At 38.7% G+C, this 23841-nt stretch carries 23 protein-coding genes; 13 read left to right on the top strand and 10 right to left on the bottom strand.

Going from position 1 to position 23841, the window contains the following annotated elements:
- The first annotated feature begins 44 nt into the window (after window positions 1-44).
- Complete coding sequence (locus QT16_RS07745) at window positions 45-590, top strand: GbsR/MarR family transcriptional regulator (RefSeq protein WP_024596846.1); 546 nt, start codon at window positions 45-47, stop codon at window positions 588-590.
- Window positions 591-630: 40 nt separating this feature from the next.
- On the opposite strand, the gene QT16_RS07740 is transcribed toward QT16_RS07745, so the two are convergent.
- Together QT16_RS07740 and QT16_RS07735 are read right to left on the bottom strand one after the other, a co-directional pair.
- Window positions 631-1647: a lytic murein transglycosylase gene (locus QT16_RS07740; protein ID WP_004334714.1), complete on the bottom strand. Its 1017-nt coding sequence runs from the start codon at window positions 1645-1647 to the stop codon at window positions 631-633.
- On the bottom strand, window positions 1640-1927 hold the full coding sequence (locus QT16_RS07735; protein ID WP_008134235.1) for a YcgL domain-containing protein: 288 nt from the start codon (window positions 1925-1927) through the stop codon (window positions 1640-1642). The genes QT16_RS07740 and QT16_RS07735 overlap by 8 nt, the downstream gene beginning before the upstream one ends.
- Before the next feature lie 155 nt (window positions 1928-2082).
- On the opposite strand from QT16_RS07735, the gene minC reads away from it, so the two are divergent.
- From minC to minE, 3 genes are read left to right on the top strand one after another with little or no spacing between them, the layout of a single operon-like run.
- On the top strand, window positions 2083-2787 hold the full coding sequence (gene minC / locus QT16_RS07730; RefSeq protein WP_024596847.1) for a septum site-determining protein MinC: 705 nt from the start codon (window positions 2083-2085) through the stop codon (window positions 2785-2787).
- A 5-nt stretch (window positions 2788-2792) separates the two neighbouring features.
- Window positions 2793-3602 carry a septum site-determining protein MinD gene (minD, locus tag QT16_RS07725; RefSeq protein ID WP_004334708.1) on the top strand — a complete coding sequence of 270 codons (810 nt, stop codon included), beginning with the start codon at window positions 2793-2795 and terminating at the stop codon, window positions 3600-3602.
- A 1-nt stretch (window position 3603) separates the two neighbouring features.
- A complete protein-coding gene (minE, locus tag QT16_RS07720; RefSeq protein ID WP_004334706.1) occupies window positions 3604-3867 on the top strand; it encodes a cell division topological specificity factor MinE in 264 nt (87 codons plus the stop codon).
- Window positions 3868-3981: 114 nt separating this feature from the next.
- Here the strand turns inward: minE and QT16_RS07715 are convergent, their stop codons facing one another.
- The gene (locus QT16_RS07715) at window positions 3982-4815 is read right to left on the bottom strand and encodes an outer membrane protein (protein ID WP_491416449.1); all 834 of its coding nucleotides are present in this window, start codon (window positions 4813-4815) and stop codon (window positions 3982-3984) included.
- Between the two features lie 33 nt (window positions 4816-4848).
- Here QT16_RS07715 and QT16_RS07710 point away from each other — a divergent pair, with 33 nt between their 5' ends.
- Window positions 4849-5745, top strand: coding sequence for a LysR family transcriptional regulator (locus QT16_RS07710; protein ID WP_039487714.1), 897 nt, complete (start codon window positions 4849-4851; stop codon window positions 5743-5745).
- A 5-nt stretch (window positions 5746-5750) separates the two neighbouring features.
- On the opposite strand, the gene rnd is transcribed toward QT16_RS07710, so the two are convergent.
- The 3 genes from rnd to QT16_RS07695 form a co-directional block, all read right to left on the bottom strand.
- Entirely contained in the window at window positions 5751-6881 is a 1131-nt protein-coding gene (gene rnd, locus QT16_RS07705) for a ribonuclease D (RefSeq protein WP_039487712.1), read from the bottom strand.
- A gap of 51 nt (window positions 6882-6932) precedes the next feature.
- Window positions 6933-8585, bottom strand: coding sequence for a long-chain-fatty-acid--CoA ligase FadD (gene fadD, locus QT16_RS07700; protein ID WP_002960239.1), 1653 nt, complete (start codon window positions 8583-8585; stop codon window positions 6933-6935).
- A 115-nt stretch (window positions 8586-8700) separates the two neighbouring features.
- Window positions 8701-9552 (bottom strand): alpha/beta hydrolase, encoded by an 852-nt coding sequence (locus tag QT16_RS07695; protein ID WP_039487710.1) that lies wholly within the window; start codon window positions 9550-9552, stop codon window positions 8701-8703.
- Between the two features lie 411 nt (window positions 9553-9963).
- On the opposite strand from QT16_RS07695, the gene QT16_RS07690 reads away from it, so the two are divergent.
- Window positions 9964-11253, top strand: a complete 1290-nt coding sequence (locus tag QT16_RS07690) for an alkaline phosphatase (protein WP_039487709.1) — start codon at window positions 9964-9966, stop codon at window positions 11251-11253.
- A gap of 95 nt (window positions 11254-11348) precedes the next feature.
- Here the strand turns inward: QT16_RS07690 and QT16_RS07685 are convergent, their stop codons facing one another.
- The 3 genes from QT16_RS07685 to yoaA all read right to left on the bottom strand — a co-directional run bounded on the left by QT16_RS07685 (window position 11349) and on the right by yoaA (window position 14374).
- Window positions 11349-11678, bottom strand: a complete 330-nt coding sequence (locus tag QT16_RS07685; protein ID WP_039487707.1) for a hypothetical protein — start codon at window positions 11676-11678, stop codon at window positions 11349-11351.
- A gap of 68 nt (window positions 11679-11746) precedes the next feature.
- A complete protein-coding gene (gene tsaB, locus QT16_RS07680; protein ID WP_039487705.1) occupies window positions 11747-12448 on the bottom strand; it encodes a tRNA (adenosine(37)-N6)-threonylcarbamoyltransferase complex dimerization subunit type 1 TsaB in 702 nt (233 codons plus the stop codon).
- 9 nt (window positions 12449-12457) lie between these two features.
- Window positions 12458-14374 (bottom strand): DNA repair helicase YoaA, encoded by a 1917-nt coding sequence (gene yoaA, locus QT16_RS07675; RefSeq protein ID WP_002960248.1) that lies wholly within the window; start codon window positions 14372-14374, stop codon window positions 12458-12460.
- A gap of 331 nt (window positions 14375-14705) precedes the next feature.
- Here yoaA and QT16_RS07670 point away from each other — a divergent pair, with 331 nt between their 5' ends.
- Together QT16_RS07670 and QT16_RS07665 are read left to right on the top strand one after the other, a co-directional pair.
- Entirely contained in the window at window positions 14706-15989 is a 1284-nt protein-coding gene (locus QT16_RS07670) for a cation:proton antiporter (protein WP_024597348.1), read from the top strand.
- Between the two features lie 283 nt (window positions 15990-16272).
- The gene (locus QT16_RS07665) at window positions 16273-18129 is read left to right on the top strand and encodes a cytochrome c/FTR1 family iron permease (protein WP_082007373.1); all 1857 of its coding nucleotides are present in this window, start codon (window positions 16273-16275) and stop codon (window positions 18127-18129) included.
- A gap of 75 nt (window positions 18130-18204) precedes the next feature.
- On the opposite strand, the gene QT16_RS07660 is transcribed toward QT16_RS07665, so the two are convergent.
- Window positions 18205-18441 (bottom strand): hypothetical protein, encoded by a 237-nt coding sequence (locus QT16_RS07660; RefSeq protein WP_002960256.1) that lies wholly within the window; start codon window positions 18439-18441, stop codon window positions 18205-18207.
- A gap of 419 nt (window positions 18442-18860) precedes the next feature.
- On the opposite strand from QT16_RS07660, the gene hisG reads away from it, so the two are divergent.
- Genes hisG through hisH form a run of 5 tightly spaced genes read left to right on the top strand, consistent with a single transcriptional unit; the run spans window position 18861 to window position 23811 of the window.
- Window positions 18861-19760, top strand: coding sequence for an ATP phosphoribosyltransferase (gene hisG, locus QT16_RS07655; RefSeq protein WP_039487703.1), 900 nt, complete (start codon window positions 18861-18863; stop codon window positions 19758-19760).
- A gap of 5 nt (window positions 19761-19765) precedes the next feature.
- Window positions 19766-21067, top strand: coding sequence for a histidinol dehydrogenase (gene hisD, locus QT16_RS07650; protein WP_024597350.1), 1302 nt, complete (start codon window positions 19766-19768; stop codon window positions 21065-21067).
- On the top strand, window positions 21057-22166 hold the full coding sequence (gene hisC / locus QT16_RS07645; RefSeq protein WP_039487700.1) for a histidinol-phosphate transaminase: 1110 nt from the start codon (window positions 21057-21059) through the stop codon (window positions 22164-22166). The genes hisD and hisC overlap by 11 nt, the downstream gene beginning before the upstream one ends.
- On the top strand, window positions 22163-23224 hold the full coding sequence (gene hisB, locus QT16_RS07640) for a bifunctional histidinol-phosphatase/imidazoleglycerol-phosphate dehydratase HisB (protein ID WP_008138596.1): 1062 nt from the start codon (window positions 22163-22165) through the stop codon (window positions 23222-23224). Before hisC ends, hisB begins: the two co-directional genes overlap by 4 nt.
- Window positions 23221-23811 (top strand): imidazole glycerol phosphate synthase subunit HisH, encoded by a 591-nt coding sequence (gene hisH, locus QT16_RS07635; protein ID WP_002960265.1) that lies wholly within the window; start codon window positions 23221-23223, stop codon window positions 23809-23811. The genes hisB and hisH overlap by 4 nt, the downstream gene beginning before the upstream one ends.
- Window positions 23812-23841: the final 30 nt, after the last annotated feature.

The raw sequence follows: 23841 nt of genomic DNA, 5'->3' as shown, positions 1-23841 counted from the left end.
CGTGCTAGCATTTACTTTCTGAAATTACTGAAAGTTACTAAGCTATGAGTTTATCCGAAAAGAATTTTGCCTTTGTAATGCATTGTGGTGAGATGGGCAGCCGCTGGGGATTCAATCGTACGATCGGACAAATGTGTGGTTTGCTGATTATTACTAAAAACCCAATGACAGCTAATGAGATTGCAGATGCGCTTAGTATTTCTCGCGGTAATGTAAGTATGGGCATTAAAGAGCTGCAATCGTGGCAGTTAATTAAAGTACAGCATATTCCTGGCGATCGTAAAGAGTACTACGCCCCTGCTGGCGATATTTGGGATATGGCAAATCGCGTATTTGAAGAACGTAAAAAACGCGAAATTGAGCCCACCTTAACGCTACTACGCGATAACTTATTAGACGAAGCCAGTAACGACGATGAACTTTACGCACAAAAACAAATGGGTGAGATTCACAACCTACTTGAAACCGTCACTAAATGGTCATCAGAACTACAGCGTTTAACGCCAGAGCAACTTAATAAGCTAATGAAACTAGGTTCTGGAATTGGTAAAGTTATTGACCTAAAAGAAAAGATATTCAAAAAAGAATAAAGCCGCAATTGCGGCTTTATTTATAGGTATATTTTAAAAATTAGATTTTTGGGTAACCAATTCTATCCGACAAATAACCTACACTAGTAGCAAAGTAATACGAGCGATTCCAATGCATAAACACTTTGTAGTTATCGTACGCTAAGTACATACGGCCATTTATATCATCAGGCATAACCAGCGCAGCACGTACGTCTACATTAGGTAAATCAGAACCATCAGCTTTACGAACACCCAGTGCTTGCCAATCAGCTAATGAGCGCTCTGAGTCATTCCAATATTCTAACCACTGCTTGCGAGTTTTTGTACCACGCACTAACACGTATTTACTATCAAAGTTTTCAGGTAACTGAACTTGGCGACCCCACGTAAGAGAGTCGTTCCAGCCTTCCTGCTTTAGATAATTAGCAATTGAGGCAAAAGCATCTTCTTTTGTAGTCCAAATATCTTTACGACCATCGTTATTGTAATCAACCGCATAAGCATTAAAAGAGGTAGGCATAAATTGCGTTTGCCCCATTGCGCCTGCCCAAGAGCCTTTAAATTTATCAAGCGTTATGTGGCCCGACTTTAAAATATCCAGTGCAGCCCAAAGTTGGCGCTTATAAAGTGCTTCTCGGCGTCCATCAAAAGCAAGTGTCACTAATGATGAAATAACGTTATGACCGCCTTGAATTGTACCAAAGTTACTTTCAAGTCCCCAAAGCGCGACTATAAAGCGTGCTTGTACGCCAAACTCTTTCGCTACTTTTTCAAGTACCTCTTTGTTTTCTGCGTAAAGCTTACGTGCGCGGTCAATTTTCCATTGTGGTACACGTTTTGGTAAATATGTTTCAAGGGTTTCTTTTACTTCTGGCTGGTTTTTGTCAGCCGAAACCACTTTTTCTTTATACGTTGCTGTTGCAAACGCATCGTCAATAAGTTTGGCTTCGTAACCTTTTGCGATAGCTTCTTGCTTTAAATTCGCTAAATAATCTTGAAATTCAGCCTGAGTTTTTGCCATAACAGGTGAGCTTAAGCATACACCACATAATATAACGATAAGTTTTTTAATCACTATCAACTCCATTGTCTTTTCGTAATTGGCTTAGCAAATTTTGCTCAGGTGGTGGAATTTGTAAGTAGTAGCCTTTATCAGGGTTTGATAACGCTGCCTTTACAGTTTCTAAATCTGCCCCACCTAAATGCTCACGTTTTGCTAAATTGATGATCATCACATAAACAGGTTGACCAAACATGGTCATCAAAGGTTCCGGAACTTTACTAAAATCATCTCTTTTTTCAACAAATAAGAACGTATCCGCTTTTTTCTTACTTTTATATACTGCAGTGAGCATTATGGCCCTATAAATTCTTGCTTAACAATGCCGCACACTATAACATGAGAGTAATAATAAGTTAGAAAAATTAGATTAGAAATTTCAATAAAGGCCCTATTCAGCCTACGTTTATCTAAAATTAATTTCTAATCAGACAAATCAATTGAGCGTGTATGTCGGACCAAATTTTTGAGTTAAAAGGGAATCTTTTTACGTTATCAGTTTTGCATCTTTATAGTACTGATATAAACCTTTTAGCAGAACAACTGTATGTAAAAATAGCCCAGGCCCCTAAGTTTTTTGAGGGTGCGCCTATTGTCGTTAATTTAATAGAAATTAAAAACAGTTCACTTGATTTTGTTCACTTAAAATCATTAATCGAGCGAATGAGTTTTAATGCGGTTGGTGTGTGTAATGGCTCAGATGAGCAACATACTCAAGCAAAGGCCGCTGGCTTATCTGTTTTAAATTATTCACAAGACGTTAAGAGCGAACCTGTTAAACAAGAGCCCAATACATCGATTGTAGAAAAAACGGTGCATTTACCAGCGCAAATTATCAGCGGTACAGTTCGCTCTGGACAACAAGTTTATGCAAAAGATAGAGATTTGATAGTACTTGGCGCAGTTAGTCATGGTGCGGAAGTCATTGCCGATGGGAATGTGCATATTTATGGCACGCTACGCGGTCGCGCTATTGCAGGCGCAAAAGGTTTTAAAGAAGCACACATTTTTTGCCAAAAACTTGAAGCCGAGCTGGTTTCAATAGATGGTAACTACTGGATCAGTGATTCGCTACAAGGTGAACATTGGGGAAATGCAGTGCAAATACAACAAAAAGACGAATCATTAGAAATTTCAGCTTTGGTTAAAGGATAAATCTCATGGCAAAAGTAATTGTCGTTACCTCAGGTAAAGGCGGTGTTGGTAAAACAACATCAAGTGCTGCAATTGGCACAGGCTTAGCGTTAAAAGGCTATAAAACAGTTATTATCGACTTTGATATTGGTTTACGTAACTTAGATTTAATTATGGGTTGTGAACGCCGCGTTGTTTATGACTTTGTAAATGTAATTAATGGTGAGGCAAACCTTAACCAAGCGCTTATTAAAGATAAACGTGTAGATAAATTATTTTTACTACCTGCTTCACAAACACGTGATAAAGATGCTTTAACACGTGAAGGTGTTGAACGCGTACTAAATGAACTAAAAGAAGACTTTGATTACATAGTATGTGATTCACCAGCAGGTATCGAAGCTGGCGCTATGATGGCAATGTACTTTGCTGATGAAGCAATTGTTACAACAAACCCAGAAGTGTCGTCAGTTCGAGATTCAGATCGTATTTTAGGTATTTTACACAGCAAATCAAAACGTGCTGAAGAAGGCCTAGAAAATATTAAAGAACACTTACTATTAACACGCTATAACCCTGGTCGTGTTGAAAAAGGTGAAATGCTATCGGTAGAAGATGTGCAAGATATTCTGTCAATCCCATTATTAGGGGTTATTCCTGAATCGCAAGCGGTATTAAGTGCTTCAAACTCAGGCCAACCTGTTATATTGGATACAGAATCTGATGCAGGCCAAGCTTATTCTGATGCAATTAACCGCTTACTAGGTGAAACCGTCGATTTTCGCTTCTTAGACGTTGAGAAAAAAGGCTTATTTAAACGGATTTTTGGAGGTTAACGTGTCTTTACTTGACTACTTCCGCTCAGAAAAGAAAAACAGTGCGTCACTAGCAAAAGAGCGATTGCAGATCATTGTCGCGCACGAGCGTTCTCAACGAGGAACGCCGGATTACTTACCACAATTAAAACAAGATATTTTAGATGTGATCCGTAAATACGTGAACGTAAGTACCGATGCAGTTCAGGTTCAGTTTGATCAAAACGAAGACGATTTAGCCGTACTTGAGCTAAACGTTACACTACCTGATGAAGAAAAGAAGTAATTGAAGAAAGGGCGCTTTATAAGCGCCCTCTTTATTTTCCAAATCTCTTCTTTTAACCAAAGCAGCTGTTTATAAAGTATAAGTAAGCTTGTTTATAAAAATAATTTTTATAAATTATAGTTTTACTTTCACACCCAGCATAAACTCATGACTTGCTGCACTATCTATTTTAAAACCATCGGTAAAATCATCTTGCCCTGTTTTAACGTCACCAAACTCAATATATTGGTATTCAGTATAAACAGATACTGTTTTGTTAATTTCATAGTTAACACCAGCACCCACGTTCCATGTAAAATCTGTAGAGTTATCATCTGCGTAATTATCATAATAACCATCTACTGCACCATCAAAAGCATCGAAACCTGCAATACCAGCGCCACCAAGTTTAGCGGAATAACTATTATCAGCTAACCCTAAGCCTAATTTTATATAAGGAGTGAATGCTGTTGTATTAGTAAAGTCATAAAAGCCTTCTATCGTATAAGTCGTGCTTTGTAAGTCGCCATTTAATGAGTACTGCTCACCATCTCGAGCGCCAGATCCTATTTTTGATTCATTAAAATCACTATCGTGGTAACCAATGCGAGCCTCTAATCTAAATTGTTGATTAAATTTATAACCTAAACCAATAATTGCAACACTCCCGTTTCCTGCATCAAACTCTGAAGGAAAGTCTTCATCTACTGCTATATTATTACCGATTGCCTTTGAATCATTTGCCTGTGTGCTGTAACCAAGTTGTGCCGTACCATAAAAACCTTCAGCCTGTGCTAATAAAGGAGTTACAGAGGTAATTGCAAGTGCTAAAAAGATGCTTTTGTTAATTTTTTTCATTGTAGTTCCTGAAGTATTAATACTGCCAATTACGACTTTGTTAATGGCAAATTGAGTGTTGATTAATTCGGAAGTAATATAACTTTTAGTTATTATGATGAATATATACAATAAACATACTTAACAGTTTAAATAAACAGAACAATGATAAATCATTTACGCCATATGGCCGTTTTTACAAAAGTTGTTGATTTAGGATCTTTTAGATTAACGGCGAAAGAATTAGGACTTGCTCCCTCTCGTGTAAGCCAGACTATTTCTGATCTAGAAAGTTTTTTAGGAGTAACTCTACTTCATAGAACGACCCGAAAGCTTTCACTCACAAAAGAGGGCAACACATTTTATAAACATGTTTGTCAGATATCTAAAAGTGCAGAAGCTGGCCTTAACGATATAAGTTCATTGGCAGCAGAGCCTAAGGGGACTTTAAAAATATCTCTTCCAGCTTTTTTGGCTTCTTCTCATATGTCTTCTGCCATTGCAGAGTTTGCGAAGAAATTTCCTAAAATAACCCTGAACTTAATTTATTCAGATCATATTATGAATATCATGGATGAAGGGTTGGATTTGAGCATCCGTGTAGGTTGGCTAGAAGATAGCTCTATGGTTGCAAGAAAAATTAGCGAAAGTAGTAGGTTATTAGTTGCTGGAAAAGAGTTTATAAATAGATATAAAACACCTGTTCACCCTCATGACTTGAAAAATTGGGACTGGATACATTTTAGCATGCGGTCAAATACAATTGAGTTTACTTCCGCGACAAACGAAACTGTTAGCATTATAGAGAACTCACGTATTAACGTTAACAGCGCCTGGGCAATGAGCTATTTTGCTACAAAAAACCTTGGCCTTGCTATTTTGCCCGAGCATCTGGCACTGGAGCATATTGCAACCGGTAAACTCGTGCATGTATTACCTAATTGGACTTTAAAACCTCTTGGGTATTATGCAGTTTGGCCAAATAACTCGCGAAGAGAAAACCTAACTTTAATGTTAGTTAGGTTTTTAGCTGAACGAGGATTGTCATCTGACACCTTTTAAAGGGTTTAGTTATCCCACTCTTTTAAAGCGTCTTTAACGTAGGTATAGCGCCAAGAGCTTAATAAATCAGGCTTAATATGGCTTTGTTTTTGCTCATTAGTTAACTTCCAATTCCAACTAATCAATTGATTAATTTGCTTTTTAGAGGCCATAACGTCTTCTGGTATATTGTGCTCTTTAGCGACTTTAGTGATCTTTTGTTTAATATCTTTGGCTACTTTTTTATAGGTAGGAAAATCAATTAAGCGCTTAAGTACATCAGGATGCTCAGCATCTGGTATTGCTTTGGCAACTTCAATACACTTGATTATATCTACACCAGAGCGATTAACTTCAATAGCTTCAACTCCTGGAGTTTGACGTAGAGCATTTAAACTTGAAGGACCACGTTTGGCAATTTCAGTCATGTTATGTTCTTTTAACACAAAATTTAGCGCTAAATTTTTCTTAATGGCTTTGTTTCTGCGCCATACAGCAAGTTCTTTTAAAACCGCGAGTTCGTGCGGTTTGAGTTGCCATGCATTCTTAATATCTTTATATAAAAGCTCGTCTGGTGTTTGAAATGCACGTTTTTTAGCTATCAGCTCACTCTCGTTTATTACAATGTCAAAGAACCCAGCGGCATTAATACGCTCTATAATCAGCTCGAAACACGGCAATAAGTAAAAAGTATCTGCAGCAGCATAATCTAACTGTTTTTTAGTTAACGGACGTTGCAGCCAGTTAGTACGTGACTCACTTTTATCTATTTCAATACCTTGCAACTCTTTTACCATAAGGGCAAAGCCCATACAGTTACCTTCCCCAAGTAACTGCAACGCAAATTGTGTATCAAAAAGTGGGGATGGAACAAAGCCTGCGTATTTTTGAAAAACCTCAATATCTTCTGAAGGAGAATGCAGTACTTTTAAAACACTAGGATCTTTTAGTATTTCCCAAAAATCGAATAATGAGAGCTCAGCTAACGGATCGATAAGCGCTAAATGCTCACCATCAAAAACTTGGATAAGTGCAACTTCTGGATACAAAGTGCGACGACGCATAAACTCAGTATCAATAGCTAAAATAGGCTTATTTTTTATTTGTTCAACAAAAGTGTTCAGTTGATTTTGGGTTTCGATCAATTGGTATTGCACTTAATCTCCTACAATAAAAAAGCCGACATATGTCGGCTTTTTTATAGGTTGCTAATCTTTCAAGGCTCTTCGGAGTATTTTACCTACGTTAGTTTTAGGTAACTCATCCCTAAACTCTACCAGTTTTGGGACCTTGTAATTAGTTAAATTATCACGACAGTGACTTATTATATCTTTTTCAGTTAAAGAAGGGTCTTTTTTAACAACAAAAACTTTAACTTGTTCACCACTTACATCGTGAGGAATACCAATAGCAGCAACTTCAAGCACACCTTCGTGCATAGCCACTACCTCTTCTATCTCATTAGGGAAAACATTAAAGCCAGATACAATGATCATGTCTTTTTTGCGATCTACAATAAAGAAGAAACCTTCATCGTCATAAGTTGCAATATCACCTGTTGCAAACCAGCCATCTTTTAAACATTCAGCTGTTGCATCTGGTCGCTTGTAATAGCCCACCATAACCTGCGGGCCTTTCACACACATTTCACCCGGTTCACCTTTAGCGGCTTCTTCACCGTTATCAAGTATTAGCTTAATCTCAGTATTAGGCGCAGGCAAACCAATTGAGCCGTTATATGCTTCTAAATCATAAGGACTAATAGTAACTAATGGAGAACATTCTGTAAGGCCATAGCCTTCCATTAATTTTGAGCCAGTCACTTTTTGCCATTTTTCAGCAACAGGACGTTGCACGGCCATACCGCCACCAAGTGACATTTTTAAATGACTGAAATCAAGCTCAGCAAAACCTGGTGTGTTTAATAAACCATTGAATAACGTATTAACACCAGTAATAGCTGTAAATTTATGCTGACCTAGCTCTTTAACAAACCCAGGCATATCTCGTGGATTTGTGATTAATATATTTAAACCACCGTACTTCATAAACGTCAGGCAGTTAGCTGTTAAAGCAAATATATGATAAAGCGGTAAAGCAGTAACAACAACTTCTGTACCACGATTTAACACTTTGTCTAAACAGCCTGAAACTTGCTCAAGGTTACCAACCATATTGCCATGGCTCAGCATTGCCCCTTTTGATACACCTGTTGTACCACCTGTGTACTGTAAAAAAGCAAGATCGGACAAGCTCATTTCAGGACGTGTATATTTAGTTTCGTCTGCAGCTAAAACGTCTGAAAAGTTAATTGTGTTTGGTAAGTTGAACTTTGGCACCATTTTTTTAATGTGCTTCACAACAAAGTTAACTATGTGCTTTTTAAGCCCACCAACCATGTCGCCTACTTGCGTTACTACAATGTGTTTAACATCAGTGTGTGCAAGTGACTTTTCAAGTGTGTCAGCAAAGTTTGCTAAAATGAAAATAGCGGTAGTGTCAGAATCCTTTAGCTGATGCTCTAACTCACGCACAGTGTAAAGTGGGTTAACATTTACAACCACACAACCTGCACGTAAAATACCTAAAATGGTGACTGGTGTTTGTAGTAAGTTAGGCATCATTACGGCAACTTTGTCGCCTTTTTTAAGACCTAAATCATTTTGAATGTAGGAAGCAACTTTTTTTGTTGCTGTATCTATTTCGCTATAAGACAGCGTTTTACCCATATTAGTAAATGCAGGTAAATCGGTGTAGTCAGTAAAACTTTTTTCGAACACTTCGAGTAACGAGTTGTAATGCTCAGGATCGATTGTTTCAGGCATACCCTCTGGGTAGCGCTTAAGCCAGATTTTTTCCACTCTTAGCCCCTGTTTATAATTATATTTTTATTAACCTTAATCTAAGTAAGGCGCTTTAACAATTGAGCAAATACTCTAATGGAGGAATAATCCCACATTTTACGTAAACTTACAATTAACATGCACCATTTTGCAGCATAAAGTCTTGAATATGCTTAAAACAGTGTTCACTACTTTGCATATGACAGTGGTGCCCACCATCTACATTAATTACCTTTAAGCTATTGTAATAACTAATATACTTTGCCAGATTTTGTTTTACAAACGAATAACCTTCGTTACCTAAAATTAATTGACACGGTGCAACTAAATCTTTTATTGCACCAATACATTGCGCCTCATCAAACCTAAAACCTGAGTGATTTTTAAGCTTTGGATCAGTTGTTAATGTATAACCATCTAAAACCGATTTTATATTTCGCTGCATTAAAAGAGCAATAAGCTCATTATTCAAATCGGTTGTTTGAGCACGTGCTTCATAAATAAGCTCTTTCGATTTATAAACTCTCTGCTTCTTATTTTTTAAACGCGCTCTATTTAATACTGCACTTTTTAGCTGTTCACATACGCCTTCGCTAGGAGTTGTAACACACCCAATCCCCTCAATAAAGGTAACAGATTTTACATAATCACCAAAGCAACTAGCAAAAAGCCCTGCAACCATGGCTCCCATCGAATGTCCCACTAAATGAACTTTTTTAACACCAAGCGCATTAATAAGTTGGTACACATCATCAATATAATCAACAAAATAATAATGTGCATCATCACTTCGCCAAGATGATAAACCATGCCCCACAAAATCAATACAGTACCAAGAGTGCTTTGGCTTATCTTTACTTAACATTGGTATAAAACTGTGGCAGTTATCTAACCAACCATGCAACGCTATTACTATTTCATCCCCAGTACCTACTTTTAAGCCATGAATATTCAAGTTATTGGTTTCAATATTAAATGGCTGCACGGCAAGTCCTTTATTAATTTAGAGCATCATTATTTATAGCATACAAGCTGTCAGACCACTAACCGAGAAAATGGTGTAAAATTCGCTATTTAATTATCTTGATGATCTAAAGAAAGCAAAAAATATAAAATAAAATTTAAACAATATCATAAGTTTAATTACAAAAAAAATAAGCTGATCTTTTTAAATATGTTTGCTTTGTATACCTTTTAAACAATTAAAACGTGATAGCATTATATGTAGTTAAGCTATAACCAGTATAATTTAAATAAATAGAACTAACAGCGTTAACTACAATTCTATTCATATAACCCTAAATTATAAATATCTTAGATATTCATTTATTTATCATACTATCTGTATACAATATCAGCGGCTATTAAATAAGGTACACTCATAAGGTACACAACCATGAAAAAACAGATCAGCTTATTAGCGCTTTTATGCACCGCTTCTGGTGCTTACGCAGAATCAGCACCTAAAAATGTAATTTATATGATTGGTGACGGCATGGGTCCGGCTTACACCACGGCTTATCGCTATTTTAAAGACGACCCTGCAACAAAAGAAGTAGAAGGCACGGTTTTTGACACTATTTTAAAGGGTATGGCTCGTACCTACCCTGATGACCATACTTATGTGACAGACAGCGCAGCAGGTGCTACAGCACTCAGTAGCGGTCATAAAAGTTACAATGGCGCAATTGCAGTAGATACAGACAAAAAATCAGTTAAAACCATGCTTGAAATAGCAAAAGAGCGCGGTATGACAACAGCGCTTGTAGCAACTTCACAAATTAACCACGCAACTCCAGCAAGTTTTGCGGCGCATAATGAATCACGTAATAATTATAATGACATTGCCAATGATTACATCGACAACAAAATTGCGGGTAAATTACCGGTTGATTTAATGCTTGGTGGCGGTACTAAATACTTCATTCGTGATGACCGTAATTTAGTTGATGAATTTAAAGCCGCTGGTTATCAATATGGCGACGACATTAAAAACCTAGGGCAAATTACACAAATACCTGCAATTGGTTTATACGCATCTAAAGGCTTACCTTTTGCATTAGATGAAAACCCAACTCGTCTTACTCAGTTAACGTCTAAAGCACTTGGTTTATTAGATAATCAAAACAAAGAAGGCTTTTTTGTGATGATTGAGGGCAGCCAAATTGATTGGTGTGGTCACTCTAACGATATAGCCTGTGCAATGGCTGAGATGGATGATTTTGCTAAATCAATCGAAAAAGCAAAAGCCTATGTTGATAAAAATAAAGATACTATATTAGTCATAACGGCCGATCATTCAACAGGCGGGTTAACCCTTGGCGCACATGGTCAATACAAATGGGAAACTGATGTAGTAAAAGGTGTTAAAGCAACTGCTGGTAAATTAACTCAACTTTTACTGGATTCTGATGATTTAGAATCAGTATGGACTGCTAACACCAATATTGAATTTACAACTGAAAACCAAATAAAACTTGAGCAAGCTAAAAAAATGGGTGAAAAAGCGCTTAATTTAGCTGTTAAGAGTATTATTAGCGATGCAAGCTTTACTGGCTGGACAACAGGCGGACATACTGCTGTAGACGTGCAGGTATTTGCCTATGGTAAAGGCAGTGAACAATTTATTGGTTCACAAAATAATACTGATATAGCAGATAAGCTGATTGGCTTTATTAAGCAGTAAGCTTTACGTACTTTTGAACACAAAAAGCCCGAACAAATGTTCGGGCTTTTTATTAAATTTTATAGCTGTATTTATCTAAAGCGCTTAAATAAGCGTTAAGCGTATATATCAACGCCTATTAAATTTTGTACTTCTGCTCTGCGTTCTAAATTAGCAAATTCAGTATAAGTAGAAATCGCTTTGCTTACTTGAGCTGTCGGTTGGTCGTAAATTGTTTGGCTGTATTCATTGCTTTTAGCACTGCTTTTAAACAGCTGATTAGCCAGTTCAACACCCTCAACACTGTTTTTTACGTAATCGGTATTTGTTTTTTTAGCAGCCGGTTGGTCTAATAAACTCTGTGGTTTATTAGTAACAACTTGAGTAGAGCTAACCCTACCCGGAATATCTCCGGTAAAAAAACCTGAACCAATAGGCAGCGTCATTACGCGTCTCCAACCTTAATAATGCATAAAATTATGATTTAAAAACAACCAATTTGCAAATAATATGATTACTCACGTCCTGGTAGCTTTTTCCACGTTACCGTATCGCGCACATATTTAGGTTGAGCGTCACTCGCTTTTACAACGTCACCCGCTAAAAACGCGGCTTCAACATGCGCTAACATATAACGTGCATCAGGCAATGTAATATCAGTATTAATTGTCACGTTTTCAAAGTCATTAATCGCATCAGGATAGGTTTTAAAACCTGTGCCCACTGCTACAGATGGCTCAGTGGTTGCTATATACTCATTGTTTAGTAAATCAGGTTTTATAACGCATTCTTGGTTAACTAAAAGCATTAGATTATTTTGCGCTTGGTAATGTGCAAAGTATATCTCCCCCATACGCGCATCTATACTTGGATAAACACTCAGGCTGCCGTGTTGTTCAAATGTTTGTTGAGCCATAGTAGCCAGTGTAGACACACCAACAAGCGGCAAATTAGTTGAATACGCTAAACCTTGCGCTATAGCAACACTAATACGTACACCGGTGAAACTACCTGGCCCCTGGCCAAAACCAATTACGTCTAAATCTTTTAATTTACAGTTTGCTTTAGTTAACAGTTCATCCACAAGTGGAAGTATTTTTTGGCTGTGCTGCTGCGGACACTCTTCAAAATGATGAAACGTTTGGCCCTGGTAATGTAAAACAATTGAAAGTGCTTCAGTTGAAGCATCAAGGGCAAGGATATTACTTTTGATCATTTTAGTACTCTAATTAATTTGTTTTAAAAATGTATTGGCATCTTCTAAGCTTCGCGTGCGGCGCATCGGTGGTAAGCTTTTCAAAAATACTTGGCCATATTGGCGTGTAACTAAGCGATTATCGCATATTACAAGTACGCCTTTGTCTTTACTATCTCGAATTAAACGCCCTACACCTTGTTTTAGCGCAATAACAGCCTGCGGTAATTGTATGTGTGAAAAAGGGTCTTTTCCCTGCATTTGGCAATCTTGCATTTTAGCTTGTAGCAATGGATCGTCAGGGGCTGCAAATGGCAATTTGTCTATAATAACACAGCTTAGTGTACTGCCGCGTACATCAACGCCTTCCCAAAAAGAAGCCGTGCCGAGTAATACCGCATTACCATGGCGGGTAAATTTCTCTAAAATAATACGCTTAGACATTTGCCCTTGCATATAAACTGGGTAGTCTATTTGTGTAGTTAGTCCTTCGGCCACTAAGTGCATCATTCGATAGCTAGTAAATAGCACAAAACAACGCCCTTGTGCTGATTTTATAAGCTCAAGCGTTAGTTTTACGATTGCATGGGGCATATTATCAGCGTGCGATTCGGGTAAGTAACGAGGTAAACACAGCAGCGCCTGATTAGGGTAGTCAAACGGGCTATCTACCATCATGCTTTGTTTTGGCTTTAAACCTAGGCTTGCATTAAAATGCTCTAGTTTGTTATCAACCGAAAGTGTTGCAGAAGTGAATACAAATCCTGCGCCCGTGTCTTGCATCATTTGAGCAAACTTAGCTGATACATTCAATGGCGTTATATTAATTGTTAAATAACGGCGCGTTGTTTCATACCAATAACTAAAACCGGTTTGGGCTGTATCAAAAACCCGCTCTAACTGACCTTTAAACGCAAGTGCACGTTCAAATGGATGCTCAATTTTGTCGCTTCTATCTAGGCAAAGTTTAAGTACTTGGTAAACAAAATCTAAATCACTAATCACACGATGGAGCGCCGCGCAAATTTGTTTATCGCTTAGTTTTTCTCGCCAATCGCCACGGCTGCCATCAACACCAAATTGTAATCGTAAATCAGCAACGCTTGTCTCAAGCTTGTTTAAGCTTTTACCAAGTTGCAGCATATCGGGAATTTCAGCTCTATAAATAGCACGTAAATCATTAATTAAATCTACCAACTTTTTAGTGCTTACACTTTCACCAAAGTAATCACTAGCAATTTCGCTTAACTGATGGGCTTCATCAAATATATAAGCATCAGCTTTTGGCATGAGTTCAGCAAAGCCACTTTCTTTTACAGCCATATCAGCAAAAAACAAATGGTGATTAATCACAACCACATCGGCATCGGCCGCAGTTAAACGTGCTTTGCGTATATAACAGCTTTGAAAATCTGGACACTCTTTACCTAAACAATTATCGGCTGTTGAATTTACATAAGGCAGTACTTTGGCATCATCTTCTATACCTATACAATCGGCCAAATCGCCCGATTGTGTTTCGCTTGCAAACTTAGCTACCATAGCTAGTTGATGCATTACGTCAGAGTCGTCAGTAGGTACATGTGCAACATGTTGATTAAGTCGGTAGGTGCATAGGTAATTGGCGCGCCCTTTTAATAAGGCAGTTTTTTTTGAAGCACTTAAAGCTTTAACTAGTTGCGGTAAATCTCGGTGATAAAGCTGCTCTTGTAGAGCTTTAGAACCTGTTGATATTATCGTGCGCCCTTTTGACTTAAGTGCAGGGGCTAAATATGCAAATGTTTTACCCGTACCCGTGCCTGCTTCAACAACTAATTGCGAACTGTTTTTTAATGCATCCGCAACAGCTACTGCCATATCAATTTGTGGTTGGCGAGGCGTATACCCATCTAAAGATAACGCTAAAGGCCCGGTTGCACTAAACAGCTGTTTGATAATACCAATCACTTTAAAATAAATAATAGCGGGATTTTACGTAAGCAAAGCATTAAGGGCAAGTAATTACAAAACCCACTTTTACTTTACGAATTAATACGCACTTTAATAGTGAGATTAATCATTCGATTTTACAATACACTGTGTATTTATAACGTGCATTTAATTTAATAATGACAATATTTACAAAGCCTAATTTTCTATTAACTCTTACTAAAAATAATCCGTATTAAAAGCTATATTTAGGCATAAAAACTGTGACTCTGAAATATTACAGGAGTACCATACGCGGGTTTATAATCCTCTTTTTCGTGTGTCGTTAAAAAAATAGTAAGGTTAGCCAATGAATGCTTGGTATCTCATTTGTTTTCTCTCTGCCATTGCAATTTTTATTGCTTTTGCAAACCAATATATCCTCAAAATGCAAACTACAATTGCCATTACTACAGGCTCAGTTGTTATTTCTTTATTATTGATTATTGCCGTTAAATTATTAGGCGATCAAAATGCGTTAGCCATGACCCAAATTGTTTCCAGTATTAACTTTAACGAGTTATTACTCAAAGGTATGCTCGGATTTTTACTTTATGCTGGCGCATTGGAAATTAACCTTATGGCGCTTCGTAAACAGCGCTGGGAAATAACCGCACTAGTGCTATTTTCTACTATTGCTTCCACTTTTATAGTCGGTTATTTAAGTTTTTATCTATTTGCCTTATTTGGCTTTGATGTACCGTTTATATACTGTTTATTATTTGGCGCGCTTATTAGCCCAACCGACCCTATTGCTGTACTTGCTATTATTAAACAAATGCGAGCGCCAGAAGGAATCTCAGTTCAAGTAGAAGGTGAGTCGCTATTTAACGACGGTATTGGTTTAGTAATATTTACGACCATTTTTTCGGTTGCTTTTTATGGCACCGATGCACAATTTGGCGATATAGCAGAACTCTTTTTTGTAGACGCCCTAGGCGGCATTGCGTTTGGTTTGGTTATCGCTTTGGTTGGCCACTTTTTAATTATTAACAGCCGCGATGTAAACATTCGCTTATTGATAACCTTAACTATTCCTACCGCAGGTTTTGCTGCTGCAAATATTTGGGAAATATCAGGCGCACTTGCCATGGTTACGAGTGGCATATTGATGGGTAACATTACTCGTACTAAAGCAACTGAGCGCACGGGGCCTGAAGACACTCGTTACGTAAAAGATTTTTGGCATGCAACCGATAGCTTTTTAAATGCCCTACTGTTTTTAATAATAGGTATGCTAATAGTGACGATGCCAATCACGCTTGGTGAAATTGGCTTAGGCTTACTAATGGTACCTGCAGTATTACTAGCACGCTTTATTAGCGTAGGCGCACCCTTTGTTATCTTTAAACGCTTTAGAAGTTACGATAAACACAGCGTTAAAATTTTAACCTGGGGTGGGCTACGCGGTGGTCTTGCACTGGCAATGGCGGCAGCAATTCCACGCGAGCAAGTTTTTGTAGGCGGCTCTGACCTACACAACCTTATTGTTATTGTTACTTACGTTGTAGTTATATTTTCTATTATTGTACAAGGCTTAACTATTTCGCCGCTTATTCAAAGCAGCATTAAGTCAGCTGAGCAAGCAAAGTAATAAATGCTTTGTGAGCAATCAACTCAGTAACCAAGTTATTATACAAATCACTTGGTTACTGTTACTCACGTGTTACAAAAACACTTTAAAGTTCTATAAATTGTTATCCTTTTTATTTATCTTCTTTGTTTAAATTAATCCGCTTGAAATGCAAATGAAAACAATTATAATTTTGGCTTTTCCTCTGTAGGGCTTTTCAATGTCCAAAAATAATTCTCACGTGTTTTTTAATTTGGTATCTCTGGGCAAACGACAATTTCATTGTTTTTTTGTGCTTTTTATAATGGCTATGGCAAGCTTTAATGTGTCGGCCTCACCTAATGAGCAAACAAAAATAAAACAAATTGCACAGCTTGCAGAGTATGTAGGTGTAGATTACGTGGCAGCTGTTGGAAATGGTGAAATACTAGACCCCGACGAATATCAAGAAATGACTGAATTTTCGCACGTTATTATTGAGCAAGCTGGACAGCTATCAAGCCAAACCAATGAGTTTGATACAGTAAAGGCACAAGCTAAAGCACTGCATACAGCGATTGCTAATAAAGCGAGTGTTGCCGATGTACGTGCAGCAAGCTCAGCGCTTCGTGAGTCGCTGCTTACCTTTATGCCACAACTATCATTACCTACATCGCTGCTTCCGGTTGAGCAAACTAAAGCGCTTTTTGCTACTAACTGCTCAATGTGTCACGGCCCTAGTGGTCAAGGCGACGGTCCGCTTGCAAAAAATTTATCGCCAGAGCCTACCAACTTTACCGATGAAGAACGCGCAACTAACCGCTCATTAATGGGGTTATTTGACGCTGTAAGTAACGGCATTGACGACACGCCTATGGTTGCTTTTACCCAATTTAATGAACAACAACGATGGTCTTTAGCTTTTTATGTAGGTAGCTTGGCATTTAAAGATGTTCAAAAACCACAAAATGTAGAACAAAACATTACCGCTTCACAGATTGTAAACCTAAACCCTGCACAATTATCGGCAGGTCAAAGTGAAGCACAAGCACATTACGTTAAATGGCTTCGTGGTAATCCAGAGCAATTATTTAGCGCTAACAAAAATCCGATAACAGTTACTCGCACGCAATTACTTGCAGCGCAAGCCGCGCATGCTAAAGGCAATTACTCACAAGCAAGTGATTTATCAATTAGCGCATACTTAGATGGCTTTGAGCTTGTTGAAAACAACTTAAATGCCTACGACGAAACACTGCGTAAAAACATCGAAGTACAACTGATGAACCTGCGCCAAACATTCAAAAACGAAAAAGATACAGCCGTCGTTGCCGAAAAAGTAAGTGCAGCACTAACACAACTCGCTAAAGCAGATAGCATGCTAAACGAAACCAAGCTAACTGATGGCGCCCTACTTTCAGCGAGTTTAATAATATTACTGCGAGAAGGCTTAGAGGCACTCTTAGTTATAATTGCCCTTATGACTGTGCTTATTAAAACGAAACGTCAAGATGCGCTTAAATACGTACATATTGGCTGGGTAACAGCACTTATTGCCGGTGGCTTAACATGGGCTGCTGCGCAAACATTAATAGAAATAAGTGGTGCAAGTCGCGAAGTTATGGAAGGTGCTGGGGCATTGTTTGCCGCTGTAATTTTACTGTATGTTGGCGTATGGATGCACAGTAAAACAAGTGCGCAACAATGGCAAAAATATATAAAAGACAATATAGATAAGCGTCTTGAGTCGGGAACACTTTGGGGATTAGCGGGGCTTTCTTTTATTGCCGTATACCGTGAAGTATTCGAAACCGTATTGTTTTATCAGTCTTTATTAACGCAAAGCTCGCCTGCTCAATATTCATCTATTGCATCGGGTTTTGCGATAGCTGTAGCAATACTGGCTATTATTACGTGGGTATTAATTAAGTACTCAATTAAATTACCGGTTGCTAAGTTTTTTGCAATTACCACTTACCTATTATTTGCACTCTCGTTTGTGCTTATGGGCAAAGCCATTATTGCATTACAAGAGGCCGATATAATAGGTATTGCGCCGCTACCAATGAGCTTTGATATAGCATGGCTTGGTATTAAGTCGACATGGCAAGGTATTGTGGCTCAGGTATGTGTGTTCGCTATATTTAGCTTTTATATATTAAAAAGTAAAAGTCAGAACTAATTAGTTCAACAGAAAAAGGGAAGTCTATTTATAGGCTTCCCTTTTATAATTCTAGCAATATACAGTAACTGTAACCTATGCCCATGTATCTAAATGGGGGTTTTCGTCATCGTCTACGTTAGACTTTTTTTTACTATTTTGGTCGTCAAGCATATTGAGCTTTTTCTTTTTTTGTAGCTCACGCCTTTTTTTATTCTCTAGCTCAACTTTTTCAGCGGCCGATCCACTTTGCACACCCGCAATATGAAAAGCACTTTTTGACTCAACTTCTAGTCTGGTTATTCTTCCTAAATAAGGAATCATGATATCCATACACACTTCCTTAGTTTACTGTTAAATTATCTAAACGCTTGGTTTGGCTAATAAACAAACAAATATATGCAAAAATTGCACTTTCCTTCTTAATATTATCGACAGTTATAAGATATGCTTTAATTAAGCTAAAAAAAACTTGCCATAATATGGCTGTTTATGTTTTTATGAATGCGAAATTTATTTAAACAGATAACAACTGAACGTTACTATAACAACGAGCAGTTAAATAGGATAAAAAATGCGCTTAAACCTGACAACAGTACATCATCACCACCATTCACCGGAATAACCTGTCAGGTCTTTCGCTGAGAGGTTATTCCTAAAAGGAACCTCTGGCGATTCAAAAAACATTGATTCATTTTCGCCCTGAGGTTCCCCTCGGGGTTTTTAGTTTTTAAATTAAAGGAAAATGAATAATGAGTAACTCAAATCGTCTACGTATCGCCATCCAAAAAGGCGGCCGCCTATCTAAAGATTGTCAAGATCTGTTAAAACAGTTAGGTGTTAAACTTAACCTTCGTGAACAACGCTTAATTGCACACTCAACTAATATGCCAATTGACGTACTACGTGTGCGCGATGACGATATTCCTGGTTTAGTAATGGACGGTGTATGTGATTTAGGTATTGTTGGCGAAAACGTACTAGTAGAAGTTCAAGCAGAACGTGAACGCCAAGGTGTTCCAAGCGAAGTAAACAAACTTTCAAAACTAGATTTTGGTTACTGTCGTCTTGCACTTGCATGGCCACAAGAGCTAGGCGCTCGCGATAAGAGCTGGTTTGAAGGCAAACGTATTGCAACTACCTACCCAGAAATTTTAACTCAGTGGTTAAAGCGCGAAGGCATCAACGCAAGTACAGTAATGCTTACTGGCTCTGTTGAAGTAGCACCACGTGCAGGTTTATCTGATGCAATTTGTGATTTAGTATCTACTGGCGCAACACTTGAAGCTAACGGCTTAATTCAAGGTGATACAATTTTAGAATCAAACGCATGTTTAATTCAAAATAAAGATCTGCAAGACGCTGACAAACTAGCACTAATCAATAAGCTTATGCCGCGCCTACGTGGTGTTAGACAAGCTAAAGAAAGCAAATACATCATGCTACACGCACCAAAAAACAAACTTGATGAAATTTGTGAAATTTTACCTGGTTCTGGTCAACCGACTCTACTTGCCCTTGCGGGTAATGAAGAATACGTAGCACTGCACATGGTAAGCAGCGAAACATTATTTTGGGAAACAATGGAGCAGTTAAAAGCCCTAGGCGCTAACTCTATTTTAGTTATGCCAATTGAAAAAATGATGGAGTAAGTACCATGCTTCGTTGGAATGAGGAATCTTCACAAGTACAAGCAGCGGCGCTAATGCGCCCTGCAGTTTCTGTAAGCGCAAAGGTTGAAGCAATATGCAAAACTATTTTAGCTAATGTAAAAGAGCAAGGCGATGAGGCCTTACTTAGCATGGCCAAAGAGTTTGATAATAGAGCTAACCCACGTTTGCGCGTACCGCTAGATGAAATTAACGCATCTGAGCAAGCACTAAGTGCTGAGCTTAAATACGCAATTGACACCGCTTATGCAAATGTTAAACGTTTTCACGAAGCGCAGTTGCCAAAAGATATTAAATTATCAACCCAACCAGGCGTTGTATGTGAACTGAAATATCAAGCCATCGAAGCAGTCGGTATTTATGTACCCGGTGGCAGTGCACCACTGCCATCGTCGGTTATTATGCAAGGTGTATTAGCACAGTTAAGCGGCGCTAAAACCGTTGTACTAGCTACGCCGGTACAAGGTGATAAAGCAATTAACCCTGCTATTTTATATGCAGCTAAGTTATGTGGCATTACTACTTTGATAGAAAGTGGTGGCGCAGGCGCAATTGCAGCAATGGCTTATGGCACCGAATCGGTTCCTAAAGTAAACAAAATTTTTGGCCCAGGTAATAGCTTCGTAACAATGGCTAAACAGCTCGTTGCTCAAACTATCCCAGGTATGGCAATTGACATGCCAGCAGGTCCTTCTGAAGTATTAGTTATTGCAGATGAACGTGCAAACCCAGAATTTATAGCCGCCGATTTACTCTCACAAGCAGAGCACGGCGCAGACTCGCAAGTTATTTTATTATGTAACAGCGAAAGTATTATAGAACAAACTCAGCAGGCACTTACACGCCAGTTAGCTAATTTGAGCCGTAAAGAAACAGCCGAGCAAGCGCTCGCTAATTCTTCACTTATTTTGGTTGATTCAGTTGAGCAAGCATTTGATGTATCGGCGCAATACGGCCCAGAGCACTTAATTTTACAGCTAGGCGATGCAACACCTTACCTAGATAAAGTTAAAAATGCAGGCTCAGTATTTGTAGGTGACTACACACCAGAATCTGCAGGCGATTACGCATCGGGTACTAACCACGTGTTACCAACATATGGTTACAGTGCAACTTACTCGAGTTTAAACTTGCTTGATTTTTTCCGTACATACACAGTGCAAACAATTACTAAAAGTGGTTTAACGCAGCTTTCAAAAGCAATTTTACCACTTGCAGATGCAGAAGGCCTTGATGCCCACGCTAATGCGGTTTCAATTCGTTTAGAGGCAATTAAAAATGAGCAATGAGAGCGCACAAGCGTCTAGCTTATTACCTAAGAATATTGCAGCCCTTGCTGCATACAGCTCTGCAAAAAGTGAAAAGCTAACCGGTACTACGTGGCTAAATGCTAACGAAAGCCCGTATGCTAAAAATCTTGAACTGAGTATTGAGGATTTAAATCGCTACCCTGATCCACAACCGCAACTGGTTATTGACCGTTACGCCGCTTATACAGAGCTTGAAAGCGAAAATGTATTAATGACGCGCGGCGCAGATGAAGGCATTGAGCTTTTAGTGCGCACATACTGTGAGCCAGCTAAAGATAGTATTGCGCTATTTTTACCAACCTACGGTATGTACAAAGTTACCGCCGATACACACAATGTTAGTATTAACGCGCTTACCCAAGAATTATTATTAAATGGCAGTGCTGACGAAATAGTTGCAGCTGTTGGCAGCTCAAAACTGGTATTTATTTGTAACCCAAATAATCCAACGGGCAGCCTAACACCACTTGATAAAGTAAAAGCGATTGCAACAGCACTTATGGGTAAAGCACTGGTTATTGTTGACGAAGCCTATATAGAGTTTTGCCCAGAGCAAAGCGCCACAAAACTTATTAATGAGTTTAGTAATGTAGTGGTTCTGCGCACGCTTTCTAAAGCCTTTGCGCTAGCAGGGCTCAGAACGGGCTTTACGCTTGCACAAGTGAGCGTACTAGCGCCAATTCGTAAAGTCATTGCGCCATATCCGGTATCAGGTGTTGTAGCAAGTATTGCAGCGCAAGCAATTGCACCCGATGCAATTACATCAATGCGCCGCCAAGTTACTATTTTAAATAGCTTAAAAGCTAAGTTGGTAGATTGGCTAAACGCCTCCCCTGCTGCATTAAAAATTCTCACTGGTGAAGGTAACTTTGTTACTTTAAAATTAGCCGATAAAAACTACTTTAAAATTGCACTTGAGCAAGGTTTGGTTATGCGCGCTTTTACACTATACGGTGAAGACGACTGGCTACGAATTTCAATTGGCAGTGAACAAGAACTTGAACAAGTAAAAATTTGGTTAGATGGCTTACAAACGCCGGCTACCGCAGCATCTTTAGCAGGAAACGAAGTATCATGAGTAACCCCTATTTATTTATAGACCGCGACGGCACTATTATTGAAGAGCCAATTACCGACAAACAGGTGGATAGCCTTGAAAAGCTAGCATTTTTACCTGGTGTTATTCCTGCGTTATTACAATTACAAGCCGCAGGTTACCGTTTAGTAATGGTGTCTAACCAAGATGGTTTAGGCACAGATAGCTTTCCTACTGCTGATTTTGATATAGCACAAGACAAAATGATGGACATAATGCAAAGCCAAGGCATTAGCTTTGACGAAGTATTAATTTGCCCACACTTTGATGAGCAAAACTGTGATTGCCGTAAACCTAAAACGGGCTTACTTACCGAGCTTATGCGCTCAGGCAAAGTAGACTTAGCGCGCTCTTTTGTTATTGGCGATCGCCAGACCGATATTGGCCTTGCTCAAAACTTATGTTGTGAAGGTATTTTATACGACGGCGATTGGAGTGCGATAGTGACAAAATTGACTACCGCAAACCGCGAAGGTCGTGTTACACGCAACACTAAAGAAACCCAAATTGATGTAGCCATAAACTTAGATCAAACTAAAAATGGCAGCATAGACACCGGCCTTGGCTTTTTTGATCACATGCTTGATCAAATTCGCACCCACGCAAACATTGGCTTAAACATTAAAGCCAAAGGCGATTTACACATAGATGAGCACCACCTTGTTGAAGACATTGGTATTGCTCTTGGTGTCGCACTTAAACAAGCGCTTGGCACTAAATCGCAAATTGCACGCTATGGTTTTGCGCTTCCTATGGACGAGTGTAAAGCTGAAGCACAAATTGATTTATCGGGCCGTGCATCATTTGTATTAAACGCTAACTTTAGCCGCGAAAAAGCCGGTGATTTAGATGTACAAATGGTTGAGCACTTTTTCAAAAGCTTAAGTGATAACGCCGCTATTAGCCTTATTTTATCGGTAAGCGACGGTAACTGTCATCACCAAGTAGAAGGCTTATTTAAAGCGTTTTCACGTGCTCTTCGTATGGCTGTAGCACAAGACACGACCCAACAAACAGCCAGCTCTAAGGGATGTTTATGATTGCCATAATTAATACCGGTTGTGCCAATATAAATTCAGTGCGCTTTGCGTTTGAACGCTTAGGCCAAACGCCAACAGTTATTACTTCACCAGAGCAATTAGCGGGTTTTGAGCGCGCTATATTGCCAGGTGTAGGTCACGCGTCGGTTGCTATGAAACGCCTAGTAGATAACGGCTGGCAACAAGCTATAAATGAATACCAGCGCCCGCTTATGGGCATTTGTTTAGGTATGCAGTTACTGTGCGAAAGCACCGAAGAAGGTAACGTACAGTGCCTAGGTAAAATACCAGGGCAAGTAAAAGCGCTTGATGTAGGCAATTTAACGTCGCCGCATATGGGTTGGAATAACTTAAGCGTTAACAAAGAGCATGCATTAACTAAAGGGCTAACGCTTGATGAGCAAGTGTATTTTGTTCATAGCTTTGCGCACACCGTAAACGACGCCACATTAGTGAGCGGCGAATATGGTCAAACCTTTTCAGCCATTGTTGCTAAAGACAATTACGCAGGCATGCAATTTCACCCAGAGCGCAGCGCAAAAGTTGGCGCACGTTTATTACAAAATTTTGTTGATTGGCAGTTGTAAGCTGCCCATTAACTAACAAAAAAGAGATTA

The sequence above is a fragment of the Pseudoalteromonas distincta genome, from assembly GCF_000814675.1.
Taxonomy (GTDB): domain Bacteria; phylum Pseudomonadota; class Gammaproteobacteria; order Enterobacterales; family Alteromonadaceae; genus Pseudoalteromonas; species Pseudoalteromonas distincta.
The sequence above is the reverse complement of the archived record's forward strand: the minus strand, read 5'-3'. Positions and strand labels throughout refer to the sequence as shown.